Source organism: Microbacterium nymphoidis, from assembly GCF_021044885.1.
GTDB classification, from domain to species: Bacteria; Actinomycetota; Actinomycetes; order Actinomycetales; family Microbacteriaceae; genus Microbacterium; species Microbacterium nymphoidis.
In genome coordinates this window covers 432,216-457,110 of sequence record NZ_JAJNOD010000002.1, presented here as the reverse complement: position 1 = coordinate 457,110, position 24,895 = coordinate 432,216, and the positions used below count along the sequence as shown (strand labels likewise).

The window sequence follows — 24,895 nt, the reverse complement described above, 5'->3', positions numbered from 1 at the left end:
GGGCCGACCTGCACCGCTCGCCTGCATGACGCACATTATGAGAGGCTTCTCACAAAATGAGCGGCACCCCGGAGCGCCGCCACCCCACCGGCGATCGAAAGCAGCCCGACAACCGTGCGTCGTCCTTCTCACCTCCCCCAGGCCTCCGTGGTCGCCGCCCTCGTGGTGGCTGCCCTCTTGTCCCCCGCTCCCGCCGCGTTGGCCGCCCCAGTGCCGGACTCGGCTCCGTCGTCCGCCCCGGGCCCGCAGCCCACGGACGAACCGCGCTCGCTCGTGAGCGCGACGTCTGCGCCGTCGATTCCGGAAAGCGTGCCGCCGGCACCTCCGCGCGCCGGGTCGCCGATTCCGGTGCCCACCCCCACACCCACACCTGAGACAGCCACAACGACCGCCACATCCACACCATCGCCGACCCTCACAGCCTCGCCGACCCCGACAGCCTCGCCGACCCCCACACCCGGTAGGCTCTCCCCCGCCATCGAGCCGACCGCCGCCGCGGCTCCGGCACCGATACCCACCACCACGACCCCGCGCATCACGGGATCGGCCGTCGCCGGCACGACGCTGACGGCGAGCGCGACCGGGTGGAGCACCGGCACCCGCTTCGCGTTCCAGTGGCTGGCGGATGGCGCCGAGCTGACGGGAGCGACATCCGCCACCCTCCCGCTGACCGCCACCCACAGCGGGAAGGCGATATCCGTGCGGGTGACGGGGTCGCTCGCCGGGCACACCCCGGTCACCCGGGTGTCCGCCTCGACGCTGCGGGTCATGTCTGCGGCCGTTCCCACGATCGGCGGCACGGCCGCCGTCGGATCCGCCGTCACAGCCCGGGTCGGCGGATGGACCGGCGGCACCTCCTTCAGCTATCAGTGGAAGGCGGATGGCAGGCCCATCGCCGGGGCGACATCGGCGAAGTTCACCGCCACCAGCTCCGAAGCGGGCAAGCGACTGACCGTCACGGTGACCGGCACCAAGCCCGGGCACGCGACGGCGTCTCTGTCGTCATCAGCCACCGCGAAGCTGCCCACGACCGCGAGCGCGAAGGTCGCGGGCACGGCCGTGGTCGGTGCGGCCCTGACCGCAAGCACGGGAGCGTGGACGAAGGGGACCTCCCTGCGGTATCAGTGGCAGGCCGATGGCACCGCGATCCCGGGAGCGACGGGGACGACGCTCACACTGGCGGCGGGACATACGGGCAAACGGATCACGGTCGCCATCACCGGCGCACTGACCGGCTACACGACGGTGACCACGGTCTCCGCCGCGACCCTCCGGGTGGCCGCTGCACCGGCGCCGACCATCAGCGGCCGCGCCACCGTCGCACAGACTCTGACGGCGCGTACCGGTGGGTGGGCCGGCGGAACGACGTTCACCTATCAGTGGTACGCCAACGGCTCGAAGATCGCCGGGGCCACCGGCTCCACGTATCGCATTCCCGAGAGCGCCTACGGCAAGAAGATCACCGTCTCCGTGACCGGCTCGCAGGCGGGCTTTCCCACGCTCACCCGGTCTTCCACACCCACCGCCGCGGTGAACTACCCCGGCCGCTTCACGCCGCCGAAGGGCGCGACCTCATGCCCTTCATGGGCCCCGATCAAGGGCAACGCTGACTCCGGGATCTACCACATGCCCGGCGGACGCTACTACAACGCCACCAAGCCAGAGGACTGCTTCCGCACCGAGGCCGATGCCGTACGAGCGGGCTATCGCAAGTCGCGGGCCTGAGCGCGATACGGCCAGGGGCGGACCGGGTCTCCCCGTCCGCCCCTGGCCGTATCTCCGCTTACTCCGCGGCGACGTCGATGGTTCCGGTCGGGGGGATGCTCGCCGTGATGTAGCTGCCGTCCTCGCGGCGCCCGCGCGCGACGTCGCTCACCGTCGGACGGCCCTCCAACACCGGCCCCTGGTCGGCCAGCGCCACGACGGCGTCGGCCCCCGGCGCTGCGGAGTGCGCAGCCCCGCGGACGGTGAAGTCCACCGCGTCGCCGGATTCGACGCTCACTCGCAGTTCGGTCGCCGTGACCGACACGCGAAGCTGTGATCCGTGCCACTCCAGCGGGAAGGCCAGCTCGGGCCACGCCGCCGGCAGGCGCGGATCGAACGACAGCTTCCCGTCGTAGTCGCGCATGCCGCCGAAGCCCGATACCAGGGCGGTCCACACGCCACCGGCCGACGCGATGTGGGCGCCGTCCGCCGTGTTGTGGTGCAGGTCGGCGAGGTCCACGTTGAGGGCGTGCAGGAAATACTCCATCGCCAGGTCGCGATAGCCGACCTCCGCCGCGAGGATCGACTGCACCACGGCGGAGAGAGTGGAGTCCCCCGTCGTCAGCGGGTCGTAGTAGTCGAAGTCCGCGAGCTTCTGCGTCGCCGAGAACTGGTCCCCCTGCAGGAACAGCGCCAGCACGACGTCGGCCTGCTTCAGCACCTGGAAGCGGTAGATCACCAGCGGGTGGAAGTGCAGCAGCAGCGGGCGCTGCGAAGCGGGCGTGTTGTCGAGGTCCCACACCTCGCGATCCAGGAACAGCGCGTCCTGCGGGTGGATGCCCAGGTGCTCGTTGAACGGGATGTGCATGGCGTCCGCGGCGGACTGCCAGGCATCGGCCTCGCCGGATTCGAGTCCGACGCGATCAGCGAGCGCGCGATACGCCTCCGGCGCGTGCTCCGCCATGTCCCGCACGACGCTGGCCGCGTAGGCGAGGTTGAAGCGGGCCATCACGTTCGTGAACAGGTTGTCGTTGACGACCGTGGTGTACTCGTCCGGCCCGGTCACACCGTGGATGTGGAAGGTGTGATCACCGTTCTCGCGCCAGAACCCGAGCGTCGACCACATGCGCGCCGTCTCCACGACGATGTCGGATCCCTCGCGGTGGAGGAAGTCGACGTCGCCGGTCGCGCGCACGTACTTGGCCACGGCGAAGGCGATGTCGGCGTTGATGTGGTACTGCGCGGTGCCGGCGGCGTAGTAGGCCGAGGCCTCCTCGCCGTTGATGGTGCGCCACGGGAACAGGGCGCCGGCCTCGTTCAGTGCCGCGGCGCGACGGCGCGCGGCGGGGAGCATCATCGCGCGCATGCGCAGAGCGTTGCGAGCCCAGTCCGGTGACGTGTAGGTGAGGAACGGAAGGACGTAGACCTCGGTGTCCCAGAAGTAGTGCCCGCTGTATCCGGAGCCGGTGAGCCCCTTCGCGGGAACGCCCTGAGCGTCGGCGCGCGCAGATGCCTGCGCCAGCTGGAAGAGATCCCAGCGCACAGCCTGCTGGACGGCGTCATCGCCCGAGATCAGAACATCGGAGCGCTTCCAGAACGCGTCGAGGAACTCGTGCTGTGCGGCGAAGACGGCGTCCGCCCCGGCAGCGCGCACCCGGTCCAGGGTCCGCCGGCCGCGATCCACCAGCTCGCGAGCCGGGGCCACCTCCGAGGAGTGGTATGCAACGGTCTTCGTCACCGTGATGGGCACACCGGCGCGCGCCTGCACCCGGTACACCGTCTTGGCGATGTCACCCTCGATGAGGCTGCGAGTGTTGTAGTCGTTGGCTGTGGCGATCTCGTGATCGGCAACGACAGCGAGCGTCATCCCGGAGTTGGTGACCCGGTACGACAGCGCGGAGCGGTCGCCGTCTTCCCAGAACTCCTGCGGCTGCAGCACGCGGTTGCTGATGCGCTCGGTCTTGCGCGGGTCGAACTTGGCGGTGCCGTGGCCGCGAGCCGGAGCTGCACCACCGAAGACGTCCTCGCCGTCCTGGCGGTTGACGATCTGACTGCTGATGGCGACAGGCGCGTCGGTGTCGACGCTCACGGACAGCCGCTGCAGCGTGAGGTGGCGGTCGGTGAAGGAGACCAGGCGCTCCAGGTTGACGCGCACCTTCTTTCCCGACGGCGTGCGCCAGAGCAGGTGCCGACGCAGTACGCCGGCCTGCATGTCGAGCTCGCGGCGGTATTCCAGCAGTTCCGAGGTCTCCAGCACCAGCGGTTCGTCGTCGACGTAGACGCGCATGATCTTCGCGTCAGGGGCGTTGACGATGGTCTGGCCGACCTCGGCGAAGCCATACGCCTGCTCGGCGTGACGGATGGGCCAGGTCTCGTGGAAGCCGTTGACGAACGTGCCGTGCTCATGCGCGTCACGTCCTTCCGGGTGGTTTCCGCGCAGGCCGAGGTAGCCGTTGCCGACGGAGAAGAGGGTCTCGGTGAGGCCCTTGTCGTCCGCACTCACACGGCTCTCAACGAGACGCCAGGGGTCGACGGGGAAGCGATCGCGATCGAGCATGTCTGCTTTCAGGAACGAGAGGGATCGGGTGGGCAGGAAAGGATGAGGTTCAGGGGAGGAGGTCGGCCAGGTCGCCGACCACGACGTGCGCACCCGCGGCGCGCAGCGCGTCCGCTCCCACGCCGCGGTCGACGCCGATCACGAGCGCGAAACCGCCCGCTGCAGCGGACTCGACGCCGCTGATGGCGTCCTCCACCGCGACGGCGCGAGAGGGAGCCACTCCGAGGTCGGCGGCACCGCGCAGGAAGACGTCGGGTGCCGGCTTGGAGGGCAGCCCGTCGCGCTCGGCGACCACACCGTCCACCACGGCGGTGAAACGATCGGCGATGCCGGCCGCGTCGAGGACCTCGACGGCGTTCTTGGAGCTGGAGACCACCGCGAGCGGGACTCCACGAGCGACCAGGGCGTCGATGAGGGCGAGCGACCCGGCGTACGGCGTGATGCCCTCCTCGCGCAGAACGCGCGTGAAGACCACGTTCTTGCGGTTCCCGATGCCGCACACGGTGTCGGCGGTCACCGGGTCGGACGGATCGCCCCACGGGACTTCGACGTCACGGGAACGCAGCAGCGAGGCGACGCCGTCGTACCGCTTCTTGCCGTCGACGTACTGGAAGTAGTCCTCGGACGTGTACGGCGGCGTGATGTCCCACTCCTCGAAGAGGGTGTCGAACATGCTCTGCCACGCGTGCATGTGCACCTCGGCCGTGGGTGTGAGCACCCCGTCGAGGTCGAACAGCACAGCGTCATAGGCGGTCAGATCAACAGCTGCACCAGTGGGCAGTTCGGCCACTGCTCCTCCGAATCGGACGGGTTCACGCGCACCCTGCGCGCACTCGGCCCAGAGTATGGTGTGGAACCGTTCCATGGCACACGCGACGAGGCAGTCGTGTGCGCCTCAGACCGCGATGGCCTGCAGCGTCTGGCGCGCGATCTCCAGCTCCTCATTCGTGGGCACCACGAGCACCGTCACGCGGGACGTGTCGGTGGAGATCACGCGGGGTCCGCCCGAGCGGGTGGCGTTGCGTTGCGCATCCAGTTCGATGCCCGCCCACTCCGCTCCGGCGAGGGCCGCGGCGCGCACCGCCGCCGCGTTCTCCCCCACGCCCGCGGTGAAGGAGATCACGTCCACTCCCCCAAGCACCGCGAGATAGGCGCCGAGGTAGTGCTTGAGGCGATGGATGTAGACGTCGAAGGCGAGTGCGGCGCGCTCGTCGCCGCGTTCCCGCCCCTCGAGCACGTCACGCATGTCGGAGACCCCCGCGAGGCCGAGCAGTCCCGATTGCTTGTTCAGCAGGCGATCCAGCTCGTCCGTGCTCATCTCGGCCCGTCGTGCCAGCTGGAAGAGCACGGCCGGGTCGAGGTCGCCCGAGCGCGTTCCCATCACCAGGCCCTCCAGCGGGGTGAAGCCCATCGATGTGTCGACGCTGCGCCCGCCGTCGATCGCCGTGACCGAGGCCCCGTTTCCCAGGTGGAAGACGATCTGCTTGAGCTCGGCGTTGTCACGGCCGAGGAAGGCCGCGGCCGTTTCGCTCACGTACTTGTGGCTGGTGCCGTGGAATCCGTAGCGGCGGATGCGGTGGCGGTGCGCCACATCCGCGTCGATGGCGTACGTGAAGGCCGCCGGCTCCAGCGTCTGGTGGAAGGCGGTGTCGAACACCGCGACGTGCGGCACATCGGCGAAAGCCTTCTTCGCGGCGATGATGCCCTCCACCGCGCCCGGGTTATGCAGGGGTGCGAGCGTGGACAGATCGTCGATGTTGATCTCGACCAGGGGCGTGATGAGCGTGGGCTCGAAGAATCGCGCCCCACCATGGACCACCCTGTGTCCCACGGCGATCGGCGGGGAGTCCGTCAGCTGCGGGCCGTGCTCGTCGAAGGCCTCCAGCATGAGGGCGAACCCGGTGGTGTGGTCGGGTATGCGGACATCGCGGTCGTACGTGGCCTTGTGCATCGCCACCTGGACGCCACCGGCGGGCGCATGCACGGTGTGATGGATCGCACCACTCGACTCGCCGATGCGCTCGACGAGACCGCTCGCCAGAACGCGCTCACCCTCCATCTCCAGCAACTCGTACTTGAACGAGCTGGATCCGCTGTTGATCACCAGCACTGCGCTCACGTCAGACCCCCTGCGCCTGGATGGCCGTGATGGCCACCGTGTTGATGATGTCCTCGACGAGGGCGCCCCGGGACAGGTCGTTGATCGGGCGGTTGAGGCCCTGGAGCACGGGTCCCATCGCCACCGCCCCCGCGGAGCGCTGCACCGCCTTGTAGGTGTTGTTGCCGGTATTGAGGTCTGGGAAGATGAACACCGTGGCGCGTCCGGCCACCTCGGATCCGGGCATCTTCGCGGCCGCGACGGCAGCGTCCGCCGCCGCGTCGTACTGGATCGGACCCTCGACCAGCAGTTCGGGTGCGCGTTCGCGAACCAGGGCGGTCGCCGCGCGCACCTTGTCGACGTCTGCGCCGGATCCGGACTCCCCCGTGGAGTAGGAGAGCATCGCCACACGTGGCGAGATGCCGAACTGGGTGGCGGTGGCGGCCGAGGAGATCGCGATGTCCGCGAGCTGCTCACTCGTGGGATCCGGGATCACGGCGCAGTCGCCGTAGACCAGGACGCGGTCCGCGAGAGCCATGAGGAACACGCTGGAGACCACGGACGTCCCCGGACGGGTCTTGATGATCTCGAAGGCCGGACGGATCGTGTGTGCGGTGGTGTGCGCGGCGCCGGAGACCATGCCGTCCGCGAGCCCCAGGTGCACCATCATCGTGCCGAAGTAGGACACGTCTGTCACGGTGTCGGCGGCTCGTTCGAGCGTCATGCCCTTGTGCGCTCGCAGACGCGTGTACTCAGCGGCGAAGGTCTTCACGAGCTCGGGATCGAAGGGGCTGAGGATGTGGGCGCCGCCGAGGTCCACGCCGAGTTCCACCGCGCGCGCACGCACCGCCTGCTCGTCGCCGAGGATCGTCAGCTCCGCGACGCCTCGTGCCTCAAGGGTGGCTGCAGCGCGCAGGATGCGATCATCGTCGCCCTCCGGGAGGACGATGTGCCGTCGGTCGGCGCGCGCCCGCTCCACGAGCGCGTACTGGAACATCAGCGGGGTGACCACATCGGTGCTCGCCACGCCGAGGGCCTGGGCGAGTACGTCGGTGTTGACGCTCGTGTCGAACAGGGTCAGCGCCGTGTCGATGCGTCGGCGCGAGTCGGAGGCGAGTCGTCCTCGGGTGCGCATGACCCGCAAGGCCGTGTCGTAGGTTCCCAGGTCCGTCGCGATCACGGGAAGCGACGAGGACAGGCCGTCCAGGAGCCGGGTGATCTCCTCCGGGAGCGGGAACGGCCCGTTGAGGAGGATGCCGGACACCGAGGGGAACGTCCCGGAGGCGTTGGCCAGCAGCGTCGCCAGCAGCACGTCGGTGCGATCCGCGGCGATCACCACCATCGCGTCCTGCTGTAGCCGTGGCAGCACGTTGACCATCGACATGCCGGCGACGACCACCGAGAGCACCTCGCGGGTCATCAGCTCGGGATCCCCCTGGATGAGCCGTCCGTCCACCGCCTGCATGATTCCGCGCACGGACGGGGCCACCAGCGAACGGTCCTCAGGGATCGCCCACACGGGCGTTCCGGGTGCGGCACCATCGGCGACGATCGCCGCAGAGACCGCGTCGATGATGGCGTCGGACTGCGTCGGATCGGCGCGGTTCACGATCGCCGCCAGCAGCTGGGCCCGGCTGTGGCGGAGCTCCGTCATCGCGATATCCGCGGTGGCGGCGATCTCCGCGGCGGTGCGCGCCGTCGTGGTGCCCAGCTGCTCCCCCTGCCCCAGCTGGGCGCGTCCGCCGAGCACGAGGAGGACCGGAGCGCCGAGGTTCGCCGCGATGCGCGCGTTGAAGCCGAGCTCGGTGGGGCTCGCGACATCCGTGTAGTCGCTGCCGATGATCACGACCGTCTCGCACTGGGACCTCACCGCGTTGAACCGCTCGACGATCTGCGACAGGGCGGCTTCCGGATCCGCGCGCACCTCGTCGTAGGTCACGCCGGTGGCCGCCGCCGCGTCCAGGTCGACGCCGTCGTGCTCGAGCAGCATCGCCAGGACGCTGTCGATCTCCTCGCGTGAGCGCGTGATCGGCCGGAACACCCCCACGCGAGCCGTCGTGCGGGTGAGAAGGTCCAGCACGCCCAGCGCGATCGCGGACTTGCCGGTGTGCCCCTCGGCTGACGTGATGTAGATGCTCTTCGCCACGCTTCCACCCTAGGCGGGCGGGTGGCGGGGCGGGCTGGAGATATTCCGCCAGCTGCGCATGGTTCGTCTTCGCTCACGCGAATCCGGCTCGCACCGGCTCACCGTAGCGGGAGAATGCGCGGGGCGTACGAAGAATGCCCGGCGACACGAGTGCCCCGGGCATGAAAAGACTCTCCGCGCACCCGGCAGAGCCTGGTTACCCTTGCTACGTTTCCGTCCTGGGGGAGTTGGCCTGGATACCGCCGCGCGGAGAGCTGAGAACAGTCTAACAAGGTCCGCACGCATCCTCTGACCATCTGGCCCGGTTAGAGTGTGCGCGGACGGTGTTGTCACACCCGAGGGCACCGCTCGGACCCGCGCGAGCGGGTATCGCGGACGAGAGGATTCCGATGGATCAGGGCACCACTCCGGCAGCGCCGTCAGCAGCCGACCACACCGGCGCTGTGATCGACCAGGATCGCTTTTCGGCGGTGGTCGGCCGGATCGTGGAGTCGGTGGAACGCGTCATCGACGGCAAGCGCTCCGCGATCGACGCCGCCCTCGTCTGCTTGTTCGCAGAGGGCCATCTGCTCATCGAGGACGTGCCCGGGGTCGGCAAGACGATGCTCGCCCGCGCTCTGGCCGCATCCGTGCACGCGGACGTGCGACGGATCCAGTTCACCCCGGATCTGCTTCCCGGCGACGTCACGGGCGTGTCGGTGTTCAATCCGGTCACCAGGGAGTTCGAGTTCAAGCCGGGCGCGATCTTCGCGAACGTCGTGATCGCCGATGAGATCAACCGTGCATCCCCGAAGACCCAGTCGGCCCTGCTGGAGGCGATGGAGGAGCGCCAGGTTACCGTTGACGGCCTCTCGCGCCCGCTCCCCGCCCCGTTCATCGTGGTAGCGACCCAGAACCCGCTGGAGATGGACGGCACCTACGCCCTTCCGGAGGCGCAGCGCGACCGGTTCCTGGTGCGCCTGTCGATGGGCTACCCGGACGCGCAGGCGGAGCAGGCGATGATCCGCCAGCGCGACGCCGGCAACCCTCTCGCGGATCTCCGTCCCGTCACCGATGCCGCCGAGATCACCGCGATGATCCGCTTCGTGCGGGGAATCCATGTCTCTCCGCTCATCGAGGAGTATGTGGTGCGCCTGGCACAGGCCACCCGCACACACCCCGATCTCCGCCTGGGCGCATCGCCGCGCGCCACCCTGCAGCTCGTGCGTGCCGCGAAGGTGTGGGCGGCGCTGGACGGCCGCGACTTCGTGCTGCCGGACGATGTCACCGACCTCCTCTCCCCCGTGTTCGCCCACCGTCTGCTTCCCACGCGCACCGCGCTCGGCCGCGCCAGCAATGACGAGATCATCGACGAGGTGCTCTCCGGGCTCACCCGCCGGGTCGCGGTGCCCATCGCGAGCCGCCGCTGACATGCGCGGTCCGCTCTGGCCACTGACCGCCCGCGGCACGGTGCTGTTCCTCGCCGGGCTGGTGATCACGGTGGTCGGTCTGCGCATCGGACTCGACGCCGTGGTCTTCGCCGGCGTGGTCCTCGCACTCCTGGTGCTGAGCTGCCTCGTGGTCGTGTGGTTCGGAGGCGCAGCCGGTGCGGTGCAGCACCGGGTCTCCCCCGACGTGTCCGCCGTCGGCGAGAAGATCGAGGTCGCGGCCACGTGGACCCCGGGTGCAGCACCGGCGGGTCTCACGCGCTGGAGCGAGCGTGTGCCCACCGGACTCGCGGGCCGCGCGAACGGCATCGTGACCCGGGCAGACCAGCGCATCGACCGCGTGACGATCCGCTACGAACTCACCGGCACGGCTCGCGGGGACCACAGTGTCGGGCCGCTGCGCGTGGGGCTCGTGGACGCACTCGGGCTCGCCCGGCGTATGCCCACGGTGGGAGAAGCCTTCTCGGTGCTGGTCGGGCCCGAGGTGCACGAGCTGCCGTCCCTGTCCGAGGCGGCGGGTGAGAGCGGCGGCGCGCACTCGGCGTTGTCGCCGCGTGCCGTGGAGGGCGCCGACAATCTGATCGCCCGCCCCTATGTTCCCGGCGACTCGCTCCGCCGCGTCCACTGGCGCGCGACGGCTCATCGTGACGAGCTCATGGTTCGCCAGGAGGAGTTCGAGAGCACGCCCCGGGCCACCGTGATCATCGATCGGGTGCGCCCGCACCAGACGGGCGGACGATCCGCGGCCGCTGACCTCGAGACCGTGCTGGCCGGGGCAATCTCCGTGGTGGTGCGGCTGGTGCGCGACGGATACGTGGTGGCACTGACCGACACGTCCGGTACGACCCTCGTCCCGGACATCGCCGACGAGGACGGCATCCGCTCGGCTCTGGCCGTGCTCGCCCGGTTGCAGAGCGTGCACGCCGCGGCGCGTGTCTCGCCGATGGCCGCCGAGCTCGGGCCGGTGGTGCTCCTCACGGCGGGCCGCGTGGATGCGGCGGTGGATTCCACGGGGAGCGTCGCTGCGCGTTCGTCCCTCCCCGTGCTCCTGGCCGTCGGTCCCGCCGTCTCGGGAATCGAGCGGGCCGCCGCCCGCGGATGGCGCACCGGCGTCGTCGCCGAGTCCGGCGCCCCAGCGCTGCGGGCGGCGTGGGCGCGTGCGATCGGAGCGGAGGTGACCCATGGCGGTTCGTGAGGCCCCTGCGCCGACTGCCGCGGCCCACACGCATGAGATGCCGACCCGCGGACGAGTCCAGTCGTCGTCGGCGCGGCGCCGCTCCCGCCCGGACGCCATCACCAGCCTGCTTCTCGCTGTGCTGCTGTGCTTGCCGTTGATGCCGTTCGGGAGGATCTTCTCCGGGGAGACCTGGCGGCTGCAGTCGGTGCTGACGATCGCCGTGCTCATTGGCGTCGGCGTCCTGATGCGGGCACTTCGCACCGGCGGCCTCGGCGCCCTGATCGGGCAGGTCATCATCGGCCTCGGGTCCGCCACTCTGCTCACCGCGCCGGCCCAGGCGTTCCTCTTCGTGATCCCGACGTTCGACGTGTTCGCCCGCTGGGACGTGCTCGCGGGCGACGCCGCAGAGCAGATCCGACAGGGCGTGGCCCCGATGCCGGAGGATCCCACGCTGTCGTTCCTGCTCGTCTCGGCGATCGCGCTGATCACGGTGCTCGCCGACCTCATCGTCATCACCTTCCGCGTCCCGGTGGCCGCGGTGCTCATCCCGCTGGCGCTGGCACTGGCCCCGTCCGCGATCCTCCCCCACGGCAGCGATGCGGTCGCGATCGCGCTCATCATCGTGGTGGGCGCCGCGCTGCTGTATCGCAGCGTGCAGCTGCGCGGGGGGCTTCGCCCCGGAGGCGTGCTCGGTGCGGGAGTGGTCTCGGTGGTGATCGCCCTCGTTGCCGCCGTCATCGTGGCGCCCCTCCTTCCCCGAGGCGGGAACGGGTCCTTGAACGGATTCGGGCTCGGAAGCGCGAACCGCATCGACGCCACCCTCGATCTCGGCGAAGACCTCCGCCGGCCGAACAACACCCGCATGCTGACCTTCACCACGGACGGGGGCGCGGTCCCGTACCTCCGGCTGACCACCATGTCGCAGTTCACCGGCAGCGTCTGGGAGCCGGATGAGGGCGAGCGGGTCGATGTGGACTGGCTCTCCCAGTTCCCGGAGGTGCGCGATCCCGCGGTGGAGACGACCACTCATCAGATCTCGGTGGAGGTCGACGGCGTGGACTCCACCATGCTGCCGCTCCCCCCGGAGCCCTTCGACCTCACCGGCCTCGGGGCCGGCTGGCGGGCGGACTCCGACAACCGGACCGTCGCGTCCGAGGGAACGGTGATCAACGGGCTGTCCTACGGCGCCTCGTACACCACGGCGGCGCCGTCCCTGGAGCAGATTCGCGCGGCGTCCGCGCAGATCGGCGCCAGCACCGGCCTCTCAGCCGAAGACACGCCTTTGCTGCACCAGTACGCCACCGAGGTGACTGCCGAAGCTGCGACCGATTACGACAAGCTCGTGGCGCTGCAGTCCTGGTTCCGCTCCAGCGAGTTCTCGTACTCGCTGGATGCGCCGGTGGAAGACGGCTATGACGGATCGAGCGCCGTGGCGATCGAGGCGTTCCTCACACAGCGCAGCGGCTACTGCGTTCACTTCGCGGCCGCGTTCACCCTGATGGCCCGCGACCTGGGTATGCAGGCGCGCATCGCGCTGGGCTTCCTGCCCGGCGAGGCCACGGGAACGAGCGTCGACGATCGCGTCCAGTACGCGGTCACGTCGGATCAGCTCCACACCTGGCCGGAGGTCTATTTCGCCGGCATCGGCTGGGTGGCGTTCGAGCCCACCGCGAGCCTGGGCGTGGCCACGCGGTTCCTGGCGGCGACACCCACCGGGAGCGATCCGGTCGAGCCGAGCGCGCCAGCGCCCACGTCCACGGCCACCGCCCAGCCGGAGCGTCCGGACATCACCGAGCCCACCGACACGAGCACGGCGGGGAGCAGTCCGAGCGTCGATCTCGGCCGGTACCTGGCCATCCTGGGCTGGATCGCCCTGGCGGTCGCGGTCGCCCTCACGCCCCTCACCGTGCGCACAGTGCTGCGGTCACGGCGGATGACGGCAGCACGTGCGGGCGACGCGGCGGCTGCCTGGGCGGAGCTGCAAGCAGATGCCGCGGATCACGGTCTCCGGGCCGACGACTCGAACACCCCGCGCGAGTTCGTGGACCGGATCGTGACGGCGACCGGCGCGCCCCGCGAGGAGCTCGATCTGCTGCGTGCCGCCATCGAGCGCGTCAGCTACGGACGTGAGGACGGTGGTGGCGCGGACGGCGAGGCGCTTGCCGGCGCCGTCGCCGATGTGCACCGGATCTGGCAGGAGACGGCCGACCCGCATGTCCGGCGCCGCGCCCGATTCCTTCCCGTCTCGCTGCTTCCCCGGCGGGATGCCCCCACCCCGTGACGCGCCCGGGTGGTCTGCCCGGTCACGAGCACACCGCAACACAGGGTAGGATCGTACGAGGCTCAGTGAGCCGAGGAGAATTCGCCTAGTGGCCTATGGCGCACGCTTGGAAAGCGTGTTGGGTGTGAAAGCCCTCGGGGGTTCGAATCCCCCATTCTCCGCCGAAGACCCCCAGAGAGATCTGGGGGTCTCTTGCGTCCGCCGGAATCCCGTTGGCCCGGCCGTCGCGCCCGCCGGGTTCAGCTCGCCGGAGCCTCGTGGGGCGCGGGCTCCAGATCGTCCGTGAGGCGACGGCGCGACCACGCCCCGGCGGAGTCCGTGGTGAGGGCGAGAAGGCCGAGGCACTGGACGGTCGCGTTCAGCAGCGCGAAGTCGAGGCCCAGCGCGATGGTTCCGTCGAGATAACTGACCGCGGCACCGACGATGGTGATCGTCAGCAACACGATGAGGGTGTTGCGGGCGCGTCTGCCGCCGCGGAGCATGCTGATGGCCAGGACGATCTGGATCACGAGCGCCAGCGCGAAGACGCCCAGCACGATCCACAGCGCGGCGATCTCGATCTCGTCGAGACCGGCTGTGTCCGCGAGGGCGTTGACGATGTCCAGACCGCTGAGCACCGCACCGACAAGCACCACGACCGCGCCGAAGATCGTGGTCATCGGCGGGCGCGCCCGCTTCTCGGCGACATAGCTCGCGGTGAGCGTGGTGTCCGTCAGCGAGGGTTCCACCTCGGACAGATCGAGGATGGGGAGGTCACCGTCGGTGATGAATCGATCTCCGCCACCGTTTCGCGAGTGATAGCCGGTTGTGAAATCGCTCAGCACACGCACCCGGACGGAGTCATCGGCCGTGGTCGCGGAGGAGACGACAAAGTCGCGCTCGACATCGGTGTCCTCATCGATGCGGTGCGTGATCTGGAGGGTGAACAGCGAGAGCCCCACGTCGGTGTCGTAGGTACCGGCTCCCAGCCAGTCCACCCGGGCACCTCCCGGCAGCGGCCAGCCTGGCGGAGTGTGCCAGAAGCGCACGTGGTGGCGCTGCTTCGGATTGCCGGCGACCTCCTGCTGATAAGCGACATCCTGTCGGCGTCCGAACAGATAGAGGTTCGACACCGGCGCCGTGGGGTACGACCTCCGCGTGAGCGTGGAGACGATGATCCCCCAGGTGGACGAGGGGGAAATCTCATCCGCGGTGTGCCAGCCGGCGCGGCGCATCACCGCGTCGAGCTGCTCGAATGACCCGTCCACGGCGAGGTTCACGGGATCGCCGAGAAGTCCGTCGGCGGTGCGGGTCCTGCCGAAGAAGTAGTCGGGCACATACAGATCCGAGAGCATCTTGTGCAGGCGCGGCAGCGCGAGATATGCGAGCAGCGCCCACACGACAAGCGCGAGGCCCAGCCCCCACCATGTCCGAAAGCCCTGCAGCACCAGGAGCGTGGCCAGCCACACAGCAGCAACCGTGCCGATGAGGAACGCGACGCGATCGAACACCGTGAAGCGATCCAGCGGCTGCTGCATGCGCAGCGCGCTGCGCCGCACCGTCGTGGAGCGCTCCTCAGCGGGATCCGATGCGTGGGGCATGGGCTCTCACAGGGTCCGGTCGAAGGATCCGCGCCGGGTGGAGACGATCTCCTTGCCCAGCGGCGCCAGCGACACCGGGATCATCTTGAAGTCTGCGATGCCCATCGGGATGCCGATGATCGTGATGCACAGCGCGATGCCGGAAACGATGTGTGCGATCGCCAGCCACCATCCGGCGAGGATCACCCACACCACGTTGCCGAGGAACGATCCGACTCCTGCCGTGGGCTTGGCCACGACCTCTCGCCCGAACGGCCACAGCGCATACCCTGCGATGCGGACGGAGGCAATCGCCCACGGAATCGTGAAGATCGGGATGCAGAGCAGGATTCCCGCGAGGACGTAGCCGAGGAAGAGCGCCCACCCCGAGAGGATCAGCCAGATGATGTTGAGGATCGTGCGCATGCCGCCATGATCCCATGGGCTGCGGACATCCGGGCTAGAAGCCGGCGTGACGTTCGACGATCTCGGCCGCGCCGGTGATCTGTCCCGCGCCGTACAGGAAGCCACGAGCACCCTCGGTCCTCGTGGCGAGGAAGGCATCGGCTACAGCGGACGGAGCATGGCGGAGCAGAAGTGAACATTGGAGGGCTACAGCGAGTGCTTCGGTGAGCGCACGCGCGGAGGACTGAGCGTGCGCGGAGGCCGGGTCGGCCGCGCACCTGCGCGCGAGTGCCACGGTGTGATCGACGAACGCATCCAGCCGCCGGTCCGCCCCCGAGGCCACACGCACTTCGTCCACATACGCGTCCAGCGACTCGGGCTCGCGTGCGAGAGCCCGCAGCGTGTCCAGTGCGATCACGTTTCCGGAGCCTTCCCACACCGCCATCACCGGCTGCTCGCGGTAGCGGCGGGCGAGCGGGAACGCCTCCGTGTATCCGTTCCCTCCCAGGCACTCCAGCGCCTCGTACGCGTGCCCCGGTCCGCGTTTGCACACCCAGTACTTGAGCACCGCCGTCGCCAGCCGGCGGAACGGCTCGTCCGTTGCCGGTGCCGTCTCGTCATATGCCGCGGCGATGCGAAGGGAGGCGAGCGTGGCGGCCTCCGTCTCGACGGCCAGGTCGGCGAGCACCTGCGTCATCGCCGGCTGGTGGACCAGCAGGGCGCCGAAGGCCGAGCGATGCTGTGCGTGCCAGATGGCTTCCGCGGTGGACTGGCGCATCCCCGCGGTCGAGCCCAGCAGACAGTCCAGCCGGGTCTGGTTGACCATCTCGATGATGGTGCGGACGCCGCGCCCCTCCTCTCCCACCAGCCAGGCGTGGGTGGCGTCGAGCTCGATCTCGCTGGAGGCGTTCGCCCGGTTACCGAGCTTGTCTTTGAGCCGCTGAATGGCGAAGGGGTTGCGGCGTCCGTCGGGCAGTATCCGCGGCAGGAGGAAGCAACTGAGGCCCCCGGGCGCCTGCGCCAGCACCAGGAAGCCGTCGGACATCGGGGCCGAACAGAACCATTTGTGACCGCGCAACAGATACTCGCCGTCTCCGAGCGGAACCGCGATCGTCGTGTTGGCGCGCACATCGGAACCGCCCTGCTTCTCCGTCATCGCCATCCCGAACAGGGCGGATCTTTTGCCGGCGCGCAACACGGGGTCGTACTCGCGTGCCAGCAATCGCGGAAGCCAGGAGTCCCGAAGCTCCGCAGTGGCGAACTGCTGAAGCGCGGGGACCACCGCATGTGTCATCGACACCGGGCAGGCATGACCGGGCTCGATCTGGGCGAAGAGCATGAACTGGGCGGCGCGCGCCACGTGGGCCCCCGGACGGGGATCCGCCCAGGCGGCGGTGTGCGCGCCGGCGGCGACGGCACTCCCGATGATCGAGTGATAGGCCGGGTGGTACTCCACCTCGTCGAGGCGGTTCCCCCATCGGTCGAAGGTGAGCAACCGCGGCTCGACGGTGTTCGCCAGCTCCGCGTCGTGCTGGAATCCGGCGGTTCCGACCAGTTCTCCCGTGGCCGTGAGCTCTGCGGTCGCCCAGCCGGCTCCGAAGGTGGTGACGCCCTCGGCCAGTGGGCGGTTGACGAGGTACTCGTTCAGTCCCTCGCGTGGAGCCGCCTGGTTGTGGACGGTGTGGGTGCTCGCCATCGTGCCGCCTCTCTTTCGGTGTTTCGCACGACCTTACGCCCGGTCCGCGTGTGGGACTCCCCCGCAAGGACGCCGATGCTGCGGTTCACGGCGACGGGGCGTCGCCGAGCGTTCCGCCCACGCCCCCATCAAGCGCGCCCTCCCGCGAGCGCCAGGCTTCCTGCATCGCCATGACCGCGGAGGCCAGTCGGCCAGCGGGAAGGTACGTCGGGCCGTCTGCGATGTTCACGTTGCGCAGGGGGTCGTCGGCCTCATGCTGAGGAATCAGGTGACAGTGCAGGTGGGGCATCCGGTGGCCCATGACGAGGTAGTCGATCTTCTTCGGCTCGAACACGCGATCGATCACGCGGGCGGCCCGTTGCACGTCGACCCAGAACTGCGCGAGCTGCGTGACGGGCAGCTCTGCCATGTCCACGATGTGCTCGCGGAGGATCACGAGGGAGTATCCCGCGTGATGCTGGTTGCGGGCGAACCGCACGAAGCTGGTGCCGGTCGCCGCGACGAGCACGCTGTGCTCATTGCTCTCCATATGTGCGTCAGCGCACATTCCGCAACGTTCGGGCGATGTCAGGGCCTGCCATTCGCGTTCGGACCACCACATGGCTCCCACCGTAGGCGCTGGGCTCCGGATGTGATGAGAGCAGCGGGCTGGATCAACGGGATGGAGCGAGTTCTCCGATCCAGGGGTGATCCGGGTGCGCCGTCTGTAGTGCTCGTCGCAACCACACCGAAGCTTCCTCGCTCAGAACCGGACGAGCGGTTTCGAAGTCCGCCTGGTCCTGCGGGCGAAGTCCCGGAGCCTTGTGGAGCAGCTGGATCTCGGGACGCAGGTAGTTCACGCCGTTCTGAGACCAGAGGATCTCGTTGAACGCGAGCGCGACCCGCGGGTCGCGCTTGTAGGTCCATCGGGTGGGGGTCGTGTCCATGAGGATGATGTCGTACTCCCACGGGCTGGCACCGTCTGCCCTCAGCCACAGGTTGCTGCAGGTATCCGGAACCATCCGGGCCGGGTTCGTCAGAGGGAGCAGATCGCCGCGATGCGCCGCCCAGACATCCAGGCGGTCGCGCAGGTGCGCGCGCAGCAGATGCGCGTCGGAGCGAGGGATGCTCACGTCGATGTCGCCGTGAGGGCGCGAGATCCCCGTGAATGCCTCGATCGCCCATCCACCGGCGATCCACCAGGGGCCGGCATACCCCGCGAAGAGCTCGACGACATCGTCGACCGTGCGCGAGCGCCACGGCCCGTAGAGCCGTACGATCTCGCTGTGGTCCACGGTGCCAGGGTACGGATCTTCCCCCGCTAAGCGGCCGGTTGCCGCGCGCAGGTTGACGAATCGTGACCGACGGGTGTCTCTGAAATGGCCCGGCCCCCTTTCCTTCACCGGGTGCGAGGCTCTCGCCGCGGTCTCACGGTGCGGGCTCTCGCGGCGGTCTCACGGTGCGGGCTCTCGCGGCGGACTCACGATGCGGGGCTCTCGCCGGGGTGCTCTCACGGTGCGCGGCGGAGGAGGCCGAGCTCTCTATGGCGGAGCGGGTTATCCACATCCTCGCCACTTTCGTACTTTTGTTCCCATTCAGTCGCCAGAATGAGGACATGACATTCGAATCTTCTCTGAGCACCGATCCCGGCGTGGTGCGCGCGTATGTCGATGCGCTGGCCGCGGTATCGCGCTCACGGGCCGCCACGGATGCACTCGAAGCAGCGCTGCTGGCAGACCTGGTGGAACTGTCCGGTGCGTCCGGGCGGTCATCGGATGCGGAGCTGGGCCTGCGGTCGATCGCGGCGGAGGTGGGCGCCGCTGTCCGGGTGAGCGACCGCACCGTGCAGCATCAGATGTCGGACGCCTACCAGCTGGTGCACGGGTTCACCGCCGTGCATGCCGCGCTGTCATCCGGGGAGATCACCGGCGCTCATGTGCGGGTCATCCTGGAGCATGGGACACCCGTGGAGAGCGGTCCCGCGCGGGACACGTATGTGGAGCGTGCCCTCCCGCTCGCGCGTGCGGAGTCACCGAACCGGCTGCGCGCGATGCTCGCCCGCGTGGCCGAAGAGGTACGCGAGATCGGGATCACCGAACGCCATGAGGAAGCCCGTCGTGCCCGTGCGGTCTGGGTCACCGATGCTGCCGACGGCATGGCGACGCTGCACGCCCTCCTCCCCTCGGTGCTGGCGTATGGCGTGAAGGATCGACTGGATCAGATGGCACACACGCTCCGTGCGGCGAACAAGGCGAACACCCGCAACGGAGCGGACGCCGATGCGGCGACCAGTTCACCCGCGCCAGCGACAGCCCGCGCATCCGCCCGGACACGAGAGATGGCGCAGACAGTGAGCGCGAGCGCTGGTACGCGTGCGAGCGCTGGTACGCGCGCGGACACTGGTCCTGACACGAGCGCTAGGAGGCGCGGGGACACTGGTGGTGGCACGAACGCCGGCACTGATACCGGGCTCGGCACGGGCACTGGACTTGATACCCGCACTCGACTCGGCGCGGGTACGGACACTGGTCTTCCCACAGGCGCAGGTCTTCGTACACGTGCAGGAACGGACCCGGACGCCAACACGGGCATGGACACGGGCACGGGCACGGGCACGGGCACGGACACGACCTCCGGCACGGGCACGGGCACGGGCACGGGCACAGGCACGGACACGGACACGACCTCCGGCACGGGCACGGGCACGGGCACGGACGCGAGTGAGCGACATGACACGCGGACGGTAGATCAGCTGCGCGCCGATCTGCTCGCCGACCTCCTCCTCACCAGCATCCCGAACAGCGTGAACACCGCGATCGGGTCCATCCGGGCCACCGTCGCCGTCACCATCCCGGTCCTCACGCTCCTCGGGCGGGAGAGCACCGGGGCCGAGCTCGATGGCATCACCCCCATTGACGCCGACACCGCCCGACTCCTCGCTGGCGCACAACCCGGATGGGACCGAATCCTTACCCACCCGATCAGCGGTGGGGTCCTTGCCACGGACCGATACCGGCCGACCGCGGATATGCGACGCTTCCTGACCCACCGAGACCAGCACTGCCGGCACCCCGGGTGCCGCGTCCCCATCCGCTACACCGACATCGATCACAACCACGACTGGGCCCATGGCGGCTCGACCACAATCACCAACCTCGCACCCCTCTGCCGCCGCCACCACACCCTCAAGACCCACGCCGGCTGGAAGATCACACACCACTCCGACGGCACCGTGGAATTCATCACCCCTGCAGGACGCCATTGCCCCCAGCACACTCACCACGCTGTTGCCTTCACCCCGAGCCTCGCTCACGACCGAAGCCCTGGCTGAATCGCCAGTGCCCCCCATCGCCCCAGCTTCTCGCATCCGTCAGCCCCAAGCCCGCCATGTCCGAGCCCTCACCCGACGCCCTGTTTGCACCGTGCATAGGATCGAGTGATGGGTGCGGAACTGAGCGTGAGAGTCGTGTTGTGCGTTGTCCTGGTCGGGTCGGGCCTTCTCATCGCCTGGATGGCGCACGCAGCAGCTTCCGGAAAGCTCAAGCGCAACCCGGTCGCCGGCATCCGTATCCCCAGCACGATGGCGAGCGAAGAAGCCTGGCTCGCAGCCCATGTGCGGGCCAAGCGCGCGACGCAGCTCTCGGCGTTGGTCGCCATCGCCGCGGGGCTGATCGTGCTCCTCCCTCTGCCGACGCCAGCGCTGGCGTCTGTCGCACTCGTGGGCGCGGGTGCAATGGTGGGGTTCGTGCTCTACGGCGCGCGGGTGGGCAGCCGAGCCGCCGAAGCCGTCACTCGCGAGGCTGCACCCGGAAGCACCGGCACCGCCAGTCAGCGGTGATCAGCACCACAGCGCGACCGCCGCAAGATCCGCTCGGCGCCACGGCACGACGCGGGCCCCCGCAACCAACACCCCCCTCACGCCCAGCCGTGATCACCACCGCAACACCACTCACGCCCCACCGTGACCAGCACCACATCCCCGGCTCACACCCCACCGTGACCACCACCACATCCCCGGCTCACACCCCACCGTGACCAGCACCACATCCCCGGCTCACACCCCACCGTGACCACCACCACAGCACCACTCACACCCCACCGTGACCACCACCACATCCCCGGCTCACACCCCACCGTGACCACCACCACATCCCCGGCTCACACCCCACCGTGATCAGCGGCAGAGCGCGTCGCGCCAGACGTCCTCACGCTGACGGATCCACTCCGCCGCCGCGGCCCAGAACGCGCCGTGGCCCTCCTCGTACACGCGAGCCCAGGGCATTCGGTCGTGTCGATACGCATCGGCCAACATGTCGTGCATCGCCTGAGCGCGGACCGCGAGCAGCGCGGGCAGCTCGCGACGGAGCCCGTCATCTGGGTCGTAACCGTCGACGATCGCCGAGAGACGCCGAGCGCCGATGGCCTCGTCCGCGTCCGCATGCAACCCAGCGAACGCCTGCGCCGAATATGCGAGATCCCACGCGCGCGTGCTCGGCCCCGCACCGTCCCAGTCGATGAAGACCATCCGCTCGCCGAGCACCAGGTTCCATGGCGTCAGGTCGTTGTGGCAGATGAGCTCCGGCTCCCCCGGCGGGGGGATGACCGCCTCCCAGACGGCCCCAGGTTCGGGTACGTACGTGAGCGCCGCATCGTGGATCCTGCGGATGAGCCCGCCGATGGCCTCCAGCTGATCGAGGTCGGGTTCGTGGTCCTCGGCCATCGCCCCGGGGACGAATTCCAGCATCAGCCGGCCGGACTCGTCGGTGCCAAGAGGACGCGGGATATCGATCCCGGCCGCGAGCATCGCGGACATGAAGTCCGTGACCGCGGCGCTCGAGTGGGTCACGGGCTTGCGCACCGTGTCGCCGACCCTGACGACCTCAGCGGTGGCGTTTCCTCCCGCGAGCGGAATCTCAAGCTCAGCCATCCCCCGATGCTATGCGCCCCTGCGCAGCATCGATGCGCGCCCGCAGCTGCTCCGCCGGAACCGCAGCCCCGAAGACAGGACCGCGCGGTTCGAGCACCCCGCTCTCCGCCAGCGAGCCCACCGGAACCGGATCGAAGCCCAGGCACCGCACGACAACGGCCACCCTCTCGAGCGCCTCGCCGCTGCCCGCGATGCCGATTCCGATCCGGTAGGGCGAGCCGACCGGCTTCGCACCGGCCTCGAGATCGCGAAACGCCACGTGGTTCAGCGCCTTCACCACCTGAGCCCCGGCGAGCCGCGCGGCGACCAGGGTGCTCGTCGGACGCGTCGGATCGTCGAACTCGGGCCGCATACCGTCCGTCTCGGGCCAGTAGTTCATGGCATCGATCACCACCGACCCCTCCAGCATCCCCGGATCGAGGTCGTCGATCGCGCTCAGCGGCATCGCCAGCACGACCGTGCCGACGTCGACCAGGTCTTCGGCAGCCACGGTCTCCGCGCCGGGTGCGAACATCGCAACCACCTGACGCGTCCGCACCGGAGCGCCGGAGCCTGCAACGCGTACCGTCATGCCGGCCCCGAGCGCGAGTCGCGCCACCGCGAGCCCGAGCCGCCCAGCACCGATCACGCCGAGGGCCATGCCGGAGCATGCGGGTTCGCTCATGGAATCGAGATTATCGGCCTGTTTCTCATCTTCGTCTGTCATGCTGGGGTCATGGCCACACCCCATGGCTACAGCCCGATCTCCAGCGAATCGCGCGTTCGCATCCTGGCGATGCTCCTCGAAGGCGCCGATCGCACCATCGACGATCTCACCAGCGCCACCGGGCTGCATCCCAACACGGTGCGCGAGCATCTGCAGCGCCTCATGGAGAGCGGCTTCGTCCTGGCCGAGGCCGAGCACCGCACCACGCGCGGTCGCCCCCGCACCCTCTACCGCGCGGCGACCGGACAGCGCGGCGCTTCCAGCCCCATCATCCGGGAGAAGGCACGTCAGGCTGCAGAGCACGGCGACCTGATGCGCCGCGTCATGCCCGAGACCATTCCCGAGGGCCTGAGCACGCAGGAACTGCACCAGCTCGATGCCATCACGGAGCACCTGGAGGACAGCGGGTTCGATCCGATCGTCGATGAAGCCCACCTCACCGTCGACCTCACCCCGTGTCTGCACGCGTCCGATGCTCTCTCCGCCGCCCGCTGCGGAGTGCACATGTCACTGATCCAGAGCGTCCTGGCAGAAGCCGGGGGCCCGCTCGCCGTCGAGGGCATGCACCCGGCCTGCAACCCCGGCGACTGTGTGATCCAGCTACTGCGCGCCCCCGCGGACGTCGCAGCACCCACCGATTCCTGAGAATCGAATAGACAACCCGATCAGGGGTTTTCCTGATCCTTGGAATCGTTTATCCCGAAATCCGGCCCGCTTCGGTTATTCACGGCCCCAAGCTGAGAATCCCGTTTGAAAGACTGCCTATCGTGGTCGAAGAGCGTGGGTAAGACACGCCCGCGCACGACACGGAGGTCGTTCCCATGGAACTGCTCGATCCGCTGGCGCTGGCGCGCTGGCAATTCGGTCTCACGACCGTCTACCACTACCTCTTCGTGCCTTTCACGATCGGAATGGTGGTCGTCGTCTCGATCTTCCAGACCATCTGGGTGCGCACGGCGGATGTGAAGTGGCTTCACCTGACGCGTCTGTTCGGCAAGATCTTCCTCATCAACTTCGCGATGGGCGTGGTCACCGGCATCGTGCAGGAGTTCCAGTTCGGTATGAACTGGTCGGATTACTCGCGCTTCGTAGGCGATGTCTTCGGCGCACCGCTCGCATTCGAGGGGCTGCTGGCGTTCTTCTTCGAAGCGACCTTCATCGGCCTCTGGATCTTCGGCTGGAACAAGCTGCCCGCGAAGATCCATCTGCTCACGATCTGGGCGACCGCCGTCGGATCGATCCTCTCGGCGTACTTCATCATCGCGGCCAACGCGTTCATGCAGAACCCGGTGGGATACGAGCTCAATGAGACGACGGGCCGCGCAGAGCTGGTCGACTTTGGCGCGCTGCTCACCAACCCGGTCGCCCTCACCGCGTTCCCGCACACGATCTTTGCCGCCTTCATGTTCGCGGCCGGCATCGTCATCGCGGTATCCGCCTATCACCTGAAGCACGGAAACCACACCGCAGCCTTCCGTTCCAGTCTCAAGTTCGGGCTGTGGGGCATGCTCGTCGCGGTGGCCGGAACGGTCCTCACGGGCGACCAGCTGGGCCTGGTGATGGTGGAGACGCAGCCGATGAAGATGGCCGCGGCTGAGGCGCTGTTCAACAGTGCCTGCGGCGCCAACGCCTCCTTCTCGATCTTCACGCTCGGCACGCCTGATGGCTCCAGCGAACTGTTCTCCGTGCGAGTCCCGTACCTGCTGAGTTTCCTGTCCACGCACACCTTCGACGGCTGCGTGGAGGGTATCCGCGACCTCAACGCCGAGTACGGCGTGCGCTTCGCCGACACCGGCCTCACCGACTTCAGCCCGATCCTCTGGGTCACCTACTGGGCCTTCCGCTGGATGATCGGCCTCGGCCTGGCACACGCACTGGTCGCCGTCGTGGGTCTCTGGATCACCCGCAAGAAGGCAGGACCGGTCAAGAAGTGGATGTGGAACGTCGCGATCTTCGCCGCTCCCCTGTCGCTGCTGGCCTCGTTGGTCGGATGGGTGTTCACGGAGATGGGACGCCAGCCGTGGCTGGTCTTCGGCCTCATGACAACGCAGGACGGCGTGTCCCCGAACGTCACCGGCGTGGAGGTGCTGATCTCGCTGATCGCCTTCACCGCCATCTACGCCGCACTCGCGGTGGTCGAATTCGGACTCATCATCAAGGCCGCAAAGGCGGGCATCGACGACTCGGAGCAACCGGTCGACGACAAGCCCCTCGCGTCGGTCGTCTACTAAGG

At 68.8% G+C, this 24,895-nt stretch carries 20 protein-coding genes, 1 tRNA gene and 1 other RNA gene; 9 read left to right on the top strand and 13 right to left on the bottom strand.

Features of this window, described 5'->3' with window-relative positions; translation table 11 throughout:
- Positions 1-128 precede the first annotated feature (128 nt).
- Complete coding sequence (locus tag LQ566_RS11320; RefSeq protein ID WP_231091806.1) at positions 129-770, bottom strand: hypothetical protein; 642 nt, start codon at positions 768-770, stop codon at positions 129-131.
- Here LQ566_RS11320 and LQ566_RS11315 point away from each other — a divergent pair.
- Positions 769-1,725, top strand: a complete 957-nt coding sequence (locus tag LQ566_RS11315; protein ID WP_231091805.1) for a sunset domain-containing protein — start codon at positions 769-771, stop codon at positions 1,723-1,725. The genes LQ566_RS11320 and LQ566_RS11315 overlap by 2 nt on opposite strands.
- A 58-nt stretch (positions 1,726-1,783) precedes the next feature.
- Here LQ566_RS11315 and LQ566_RS11310 read toward each other — a convergent pair whose 3' ends face one another.
- From LQ566_RS11310 to ffs, 5 genes are all read right to left on the bottom strand, one after another.
- Positions 1,784-4,261: a glycoside hydrolase family 65 protein gene (locus LQ566_RS11310; protein ID WP_231091804.1), complete on the bottom strand. Its 2,478-nt coding sequence runs from the start codon at positions 4,259-4,261 to the stop codon at positions 1,784-1,786.
- A gap of 49 nt (positions 4,262-4,310) precedes the next feature.
- Positions 4,311-5,051, bottom strand: a complete 741-nt coding sequence (locus tag LQ566_RS11305) for an HAD family hydrolase (protein WP_231091803.1) — start codon at positions 5,049-5,051, stop codon at positions 4,311-4,313.
- A gap of 105 nt (positions 5,052-5,156) precedes the next feature.
- A complete protein-coding gene (locus tag LQ566_RS11300; RefSeq protein WP_231091802.1) occupies positions 5,157-6,380 on the bottom strand; it encodes an acetate/propionate family kinase in 1,224 nt (407 codons plus the stop codon).
- Between the two features lies 1 nt (position 6,381).
- Positions 6,382-8,505 carry a phosphate acetyltransferase gene (gene pta / locus LQ566_RS11295; protein WP_231091801.1) on the bottom strand — a complete coding sequence of 708 codons (2,124 nt, stop codon included), beginning with the start codon at positions 8,503-8,505 and terminating at the stop codon, positions 6,382-6,384.
- 162 nt (positions 8,506-8,667) lie between these two features.
- An RNA gene (gene ffs / locus LQ566_RS11290) (signal recognition particle sRNA small type) lies at positions 8,668-8,764 on the bottom strand.
- A gap of 130 nt (positions 8,765-8,894) precedes the next feature.
- Between ffs and LQ566_RS11285 the strand changes: the two genes are divergently transcribed.
- From LQ566_RS11285 to LQ566_RS11270, 4 genes are all read left to right on the top strand, one after another.
- Positions 8,895-9,914 (top strand): AAA family ATPase, encoded by a 1,020-nt coding sequence (locus LQ566_RS11285; RefSeq protein ID WP_231091800.1) that lies wholly within the window; start codon positions 8,895-8,897, stop codon positions 9,912-9,914.
- Between the two features lies 1 nt (position 9,915).
- The gene (locus LQ566_RS11280) at positions 9,916-11,127 is read left to right on the top strand and encodes a DUF58 domain-containing protein (RefSeq protein ID WP_231091799.1); all 1,212 of its coding nucleotides are present in this window, start codon (positions 9,916-9,918) and stop codon (positions 11,125-11,127) included.
- On the top strand, positions 11,114-13,390 hold the full coding sequence (locus LQ566_RS11275; RefSeq protein WP_231091798.1) for a transglutaminase TgpA family protein: 2,277 nt from the start codon (positions 11,114-11,116) through the stop codon (positions 13,388-13,390). The genes LQ566_RS11280 and LQ566_RS11275 overlap by 14 nt, the downstream gene beginning before the upstream one ends.
- 74 nt (positions 13,391-13,464) lie before the next feature.
- Positions 13,465-13,551 (top strand) — tRNA-Ser (locus tag LQ566_RS11270).
- Positions 13,552-13,629: 78 nt separating this feature from the next.
- Here LQ566_RS11270 and LQ566_RS11265 read toward each other — a convergent pair.
- The 5 genes from LQ566_RS11265 to LQ566_RS11245 all read right to left on the bottom strand — a co-directional run bounded on the left by LQ566_RS11265 (position 13,630) and on the right by LQ566_RS11245 (position 18,324).
- Positions 13,630-14,970, bottom strand: coding sequence for an LssY C-terminal domain-containing protein (locus tag LQ566_RS11265; RefSeq protein WP_231091797.1), 1,341 nt, complete (start codon positions 14,968-14,970; stop codon positions 13,630-13,632).
- 6 nt (positions 14,971-14,976) lie between these two features.
- A complete protein-coding gene (locus LQ566_RS11260; RefSeq protein WP_231091796.1) occupies positions 14,977-15,375 on the bottom strand; it encodes a YccF domain-containing protein in 399 nt (132 codons plus the stop codon).
- Positions 15,376-15,409: 34 nt separating this feature from the next.
- On the bottom strand, positions 15,410-17,050 hold the full coding sequence (locus tag LQ566_RS11255) for an acyl-CoA dehydrogenase family protein (RefSeq protein WP_231091795.1): 1,641 nt from the start codon (positions 17,048-17,050) through the stop codon (positions 15,410-15,412).
- Positions 17,051-17,135: 85 nt separating this feature from the next.
- Positions 17,136-17,597, bottom strand: coding sequence for an HIT family protein (locus LQ566_RS11250; protein WP_231091794.1), 462 nt, complete (start codon positions 17,595-17,597; stop codon positions 17,136-17,138).
- A gap of 106 nt (positions 17,598-17,703) precedes the next feature.
- Complete coding sequence (locus LQ566_RS11245; protein ID WP_231091793.1) at positions 17,704-18,324, bottom strand: nucleotidyltransferase domain-containing protein; 621 nt, start codon at positions 18,322-18,324, stop codon at positions 17,704-17,706.
- A gap of 320 nt (positions 18,325-18,644) precedes the next feature.
- Here LQ566_RS11245 and LQ566_RS11240 point away from each other — a divergent pair, with 320 nt between their 5' ends.
- Together LQ566_RS11240 and LQ566_RS11235 are read left to right on the top strand one after the other, a co-directional pair.
- A complete protein-coding gene (locus LQ566_RS11240) occupies positions 18,645-20,360 on the top strand; it encodes an HNH endonuclease signature motif containing protein (protein WP_231091792.1) in 1,716 nt (571 codons plus the stop codon).
- A 108-nt stretch (positions 20,361-20,468) separates the two neighbouring features.
- The gene (locus LQ566_RS11235) at positions 20,469-20,867 is read left to right on the top strand and encodes an SdpI family protein (protein WP_231091791.1); all 399 of its coding nucleotides are present in this window, start codon (positions 20,469-20,471) and stop codon (positions 20,865-20,867) included.
- A gap of 336 nt (positions 20,868-21,203) precedes the next feature.
- Here the strand turns inward: LQ566_RS11235 and LQ566_RS11230 are convergent, their stop codons facing one another.
- Together LQ566_RS11230 and LQ566_RS11225 are read right to left on the bottom strand one after the other, a co-directional pair.
- The gene (locus LQ566_RS11230; protein WP_231091790.1) at positions 21,204-21,956 is read right to left on the bottom strand and encodes a phosphotransferase; all 753 of its coding nucleotides are present in this window, start codon (positions 21,954-21,956) and stop codon (positions 21,204-21,206) included.
- Positions 21,949-22,620: an NADPH-dependent F420 reductase gene (locus LQ566_RS11225; protein WP_231091789.1), complete on the bottom strand. Its 672-nt coding sequence runs from the start codon at positions 22,618-22,620 to the stop codon at positions 21,949-21,951. The genes LQ566_RS11230 and LQ566_RS11225 overlap by 8 nt, the downstream gene beginning before the upstream one ends.
- Before the next feature lie 51 nt (positions 22,621-22,671).
- On the opposite strand from LQ566_RS11225, the gene LQ566_RS11220 reads away from it, so the two are divergent.
- Entirely contained in the window at positions 22,672-23,307 is a 636-nt protein-coding gene (locus tag LQ566_RS11220; RefSeq protein ID WP_231091788.1) for an ArsR family transcriptional regulator, read from the top strand.
- Between the two features lie 176 nt (positions 23,308-23,483).
- On the top strand, positions 23,484-24,893 hold the full coding sequence (locus LQ566_RS11215; RefSeq protein WP_231091787.1) for a cytochrome ubiquinol oxidase subunit I: 1,410 nt from the start codon (positions 23,484-23,486) through the stop codon (positions 24,891-24,893).
- Positions 24,894-24,895 lie beyond the last annotated feature (2 nt).

Bases quoted from the DNA above. Each gene is read 5' to 3' on its own strand.
- LQ566_RS11235 (WP_231091791.1), top strand. From the start codon at position 20,469: ATGGGTGCGGAACTGAGCGTGAGAGTCGTGTTGTGCGTTGTCCTGGTC.
- LQ566_RS11215 (WP_231091787.1), top strand. From the start codon at position 23,484: ATGGAACTGCTCGATCCGCTGGCGCTGGCGCGCTGGCAATTCGGTCTC.
- LQ566_RS11260 (WP_231091796.1), bottom strand. From the start codon at position 15,375: ATGCGCACGATCCTCAACATCATCTGGCTGATCCTCTCGGGGTGGGCG.
- LQ566_RS11310 (WP_231091804.1), bottom strand. From the start codon at position 4,261: ATGCTCGATCGCGATCGCTTCCCCGTCGACCCCTGGCGTCTCGTTGAG.
- LQ566_RS11240 (WP_231091792.1), top strand. From the start codon at position 18,645: ATGACATTCGAATCTTCTCTGAGCACCGATCCCGGCGTGGTGCGCGCG.
- LQ566_RS11315 (WP_231091805.1), top strand. From the start codon at position 769: ATGTCTGCGGCCGTTCCCACGATCGGCGGCACGGCCGCCGTCGGATCC.
- LQ566_RS11230 (WP_231091790.1), bottom strand. From the start codon at position 21,956: ATGGCTGAGCTTGAGATTCCGCTCGCGGGAGGAAACGCCACCGCTGAG.
- LQ566_RS11220 (WP_231091788.1), top strand. From the start codon at position 22,672: ATGGCCACACCCCATGGCTACAGCCCGATCTCCAGCGAATCGCGCGTT.
- LQ566_RS11285 (WP_231091800.1), top strand. From the start codon at position 8,895: ATGGATCAGGGCACCACTCCGGCAGCGCCGTCAGCAGCCGACCACACC.
- LQ566_RS11250 (WP_231091794.1), bottom strand. From the start codon at position 17,597: ATGTGCGCTGACGCACATATGGAGAGCAATGAGCACAGCGTGCTCGTC.
- LQ566_RS11280 (WP_231091799.1), top strand. From the start codon at position 9,916: ATGCGCGGTCCGCTCTGGCCACTGACCGCCCGCGGCACGGTGCTGTTC.
- LQ566_RS11320 (WP_231091806.1), bottom strand. From the start codon at position 770: ATGACCCGCAGCGTCGAGGCGGACACCCGGGTGACCGGGGTGTGCCCG.
- LQ566_RS11265 (WP_231091797.1), bottom strand. From the start codon at position 14,970: ATGCCCCACGCATCGGATCCCGCTGAGGAGCGCTCCACGACGGTGCGG.
- LQ566_RS11255 (WP_231091795.1), bottom strand. From the start codon at position 17,050: ATGGCGAGCACCCACACCGTCCACAACCAGGCGGCTCCACGCGAGGGA.
- LQ566_RS11275 (WP_231091798.1), top strand. From the start codon at position 11,114: ATGGCGGTTCGTGAGGCCCCTGCGCCGACTGCCGCGGCCCACACGCAT.
- LQ566_RS11225 (WP_231091789.1), bottom strand. From the start codon at position 22,620: ATGAGCGAACCCGCATGCTCCGGCATGGCCCTCGGCGTGATCGGTGCT.